Origin of the sequence: Zavarzinia sp. (assembly GCF_049306435.1) — a bacterium.
Classification (GTDB): domain Bacteria; phylum Pseudomonadota; class Alphaproteobacteria; order Zavarziniales; family Zavarziniaceae; genus Zavarzinia.
Genome location: NZ_JBAQRT010000050.1, coordinates 1 through 2,968 on the forward strand (window position 1 = coordinate 1; position 2,968 = coordinate 2,968).

The 2,968-nt window shown below is 64.5% G+C and carries 2 protein-coding genes; both read left to right on the top strand.

Annotation, left to right across the window (positions count from 1 at the left end):
* The coding region (locus WAZ62_RS02725; RefSeq protein WP_422642000.1) for a 2-oxoglutarate dehydrogenase E1 component at positions 1-2,645 on the top strand (2,645 nt) is incomplete at its 5' end.
* 39 nt (positions 2,646-2,684) lie between these two features.
* The coding region (locus tag WAZ62_RS02730; protein ID WP_422642001.1) for a biotin/lipoyl-containing protein at positions 2,685-2,968 on the top strand (284 nt) is incomplete at its 3' end.

Here is a 2,968-nt window from a genome sequence, read left to right on the forward strand (position 1 = left end):
GCCCCAGCCCGGCGGACATCCGCGCGGCGACCCTCGATTCGGTTCGCGCGCTGATGATGATCCGCGCCTATCGCATCCGCGGCCATCTGATCGCCAATCTCGATCCCCTCGGGCTCGAGCCGCCGAAGCATCACCCGGAACTCGAGCCGGCGTCCTATGGCTTCACCGAAGCCGACATGGACCGGCCGATCTTCATCGATTTCGTGCTCGGCCTCGAAACCGCGACGGTGCGCCAGATCATCGAGATCCTGCGCCGGACCTATTGCGGCAATGTCGGCGTCGAATTCATGCATATCTCCGATCCGGCCGAGAAGTCCTGGATCCAGGAGCGTATCGAAGGCGCCCACAAGGAAATCACCTTCACCGTCGAGGGCAAGAAGGCGATCTACAACAAGCTGGTCGAAGCCGAAGGCTTCGAGCACTTCCTGAACAAGCGCTTCACCGGCACCAAGCGTTTCGGCCTCGATGGCGGCGAAGCGCTGATCCCGGCGATGGAAGGCATCATCAAGCGCGCCGGCAATCTCGGCTGTAACGAGATCGTGCTCGGCATGGCCCACCGCGGCCGCCTGAACGTGCTCGCCAGCGTGATGGGCAAGCCGCACATGGTGATCTTCGCCGAATTCCAGGGCGGTTCGGCCAATCCCGACGACGTCCAGGGCTCGGGCGACGTGAAATACCACCTCGGCACCTCGTCCGACCGCGAATTCGACGGCAACAGGGTCCATCTGTCGCTGGCCGCCAATCCGTCCCACCTCGAGATCGTCGACCCCGTGGTGATCGGCAAGGCCCGCGCCAAGCAGTGGCAGAAGAACGATCTCGACCGCGTGCAGGTCATGCCGATCCTGCTGCATGGCGATGCCGCCTTCGCCGGTCAGGGCGTGGTGGCGGAATGTTTCGGCCTGTCGGGCCTGCGCGGTTACCGCACCGGCGGCACGATCCACATCATCGTGAACAACCAGATCGGCTTCACCACCGCGCCGCACTTCTCGCGCTCCTCGCCCTATCCGTCGGACATGGCGAAGATGGTCGCGGCGCCGATCTTCCATGTGAATGGCGACGACCCGGAAGCGGTCTGCCATGTCGCCAAGGTCGCGACGGAATATCGCCAGAAGTTCCACAAGGACGTGGTGATCGATCTCTTCTGCTATCGCCGCTACGGTCACAACGAGACCGACGAGCCGATGTTCACCCAGCCGCTGATGTACTCGAAGATTTCGGGTCATCCGGGCGTGCGTGAACTTTACGGTCGCCGCCTGGTCGAGGAAGGCGTGATGACGGCGGCCGAGGTCGAGGGCGCGGTCAATGATTTCTACGCCAAGCTCGACGCCGATCTCGAAGCCTCCAAGAGCTTCAAGTCCAACAAGGCCGACTGGCTGGAAGGTCGCTGGGCCGGCCTGACCGTCGCCCGGGGTGACGTGCGCCGTGGCGAGACCGACGAGTCGATGAAGACTCTGAAGGAAATCGGCGACGTCCTGACCACGATCCCGGAGGGCTTCTCGCCCCACCGCACCCTGCGCCGCGTGCTCGACGCCAAGCGCAAGATGTTCGAGACCGGCGAGGGCTTCGACTGGGCGACCGCCGAGGCGCTGGCCTTCGGTACCCTGCTGAGGGAAGGCATCCACGTCCGCCTGTCCGGCCAGGACTCGGGCCGTGGCACCTTCTCGCAGCGCCACGCGGTCTGGGTCGATCAGGGCAAGGAAGAGCGTTACCTGCCGCTGCAGAATCTTGGCGCCGAAGCCTCGGCCTTCGAGGTGCACGACTCGATGCTGTCGGAAGCGGCGGTCCTTGGTTTCGAATATGGCTACTCGATGGCCGAGCCGAATGCGCTCGTCCTGTGGGAAGCCCAGTTCGGCGATTTCGCCAATGGCGCCCAGGTGGTGTTCGACCAGTTCATCGCCTCGGGCGAATCGAAGTGGCTGCGCATGTCGGGCCTCGTCTGCCTGCTGCCCCACGGCTATGAGGGCCAGGGGCCGGAGCATTCCTCGGCCCGGCTCGAGCGCTATCTCCAGCTCTGCGCCGAAGACAACATGCAGGTCGCGAACTGCACGACGCCGGCCAACTACTTCCACATCCTGCGCCGTCAGATCCATCGCAAGTTCCGCAAGCCGCTGATCCTGATGACGCCGAAATCGCTGCTGCGTCACCCGAAGGCGGTCTCGTCGCTGGCGGAAATGGGTCCCGGCACCTCGTTCCACCGCGTGCTGGAAGATGATTTCGATCCCGCGGGCGATTTCCCCAAGATCACCGGCGACTTCCGTCTGGCCAAGGACGGGGCGATCAAGCGCGTCGTCCTGTGCACCGGCAAGGTCTATTACGATCTGCTGGCCGAGCGCGAGAAGCAGGGCATCCATGATGTCTACATCGGCCGCGTCGAGCAGCTTTATCCCTTCCCGGCCAAGACCCTGGTCAACCTGATCCAGCGCTTCCCCAAGGCGGATGTGGTCTGGTGCCAGGAGGAGCCCAAGAACATGGGGGCCTGGTTCCATGTCGAACCCTGGCTGGAATGGGTGATCGGCAAGGCCAAGAGCAAGCCCGGCCGCGCCAAATACGCCGGCCGTGCCGCCGCCGCCTCGCCGGCGACCGGCCTCCTGCGCAAGCATGTGGAAGAACAGAACAAACTGGTCAACGACGCCCTGTCGGTCTGACCGAACCTTGGACTTCAGGAACGCCGAAGAGGCAACAGAATGACGATCGAACTGAAGGTGCCGACGCTCGGCGAAAGCGTGACCGAGGCCACCATCGGCAAGTGGTTCCGCAATGTCGGCGAAGCGGTGAAGCGCGACGAGCCGCTGGTGGAACTCGAAACCGACAAGGTCGCGGTCGAGGTGAACGCGCCGGCGGACGGCGTGATCCTCCGCGTCGACGCAAAGCCTGGTGACACCGTGACCATCGGCCAGATCATCGGCGCGATCGACGAGACGGCGACGGCGGCGGCTTCCGCCCCGGCGGCGGCCAAGCCCGCGGCAAC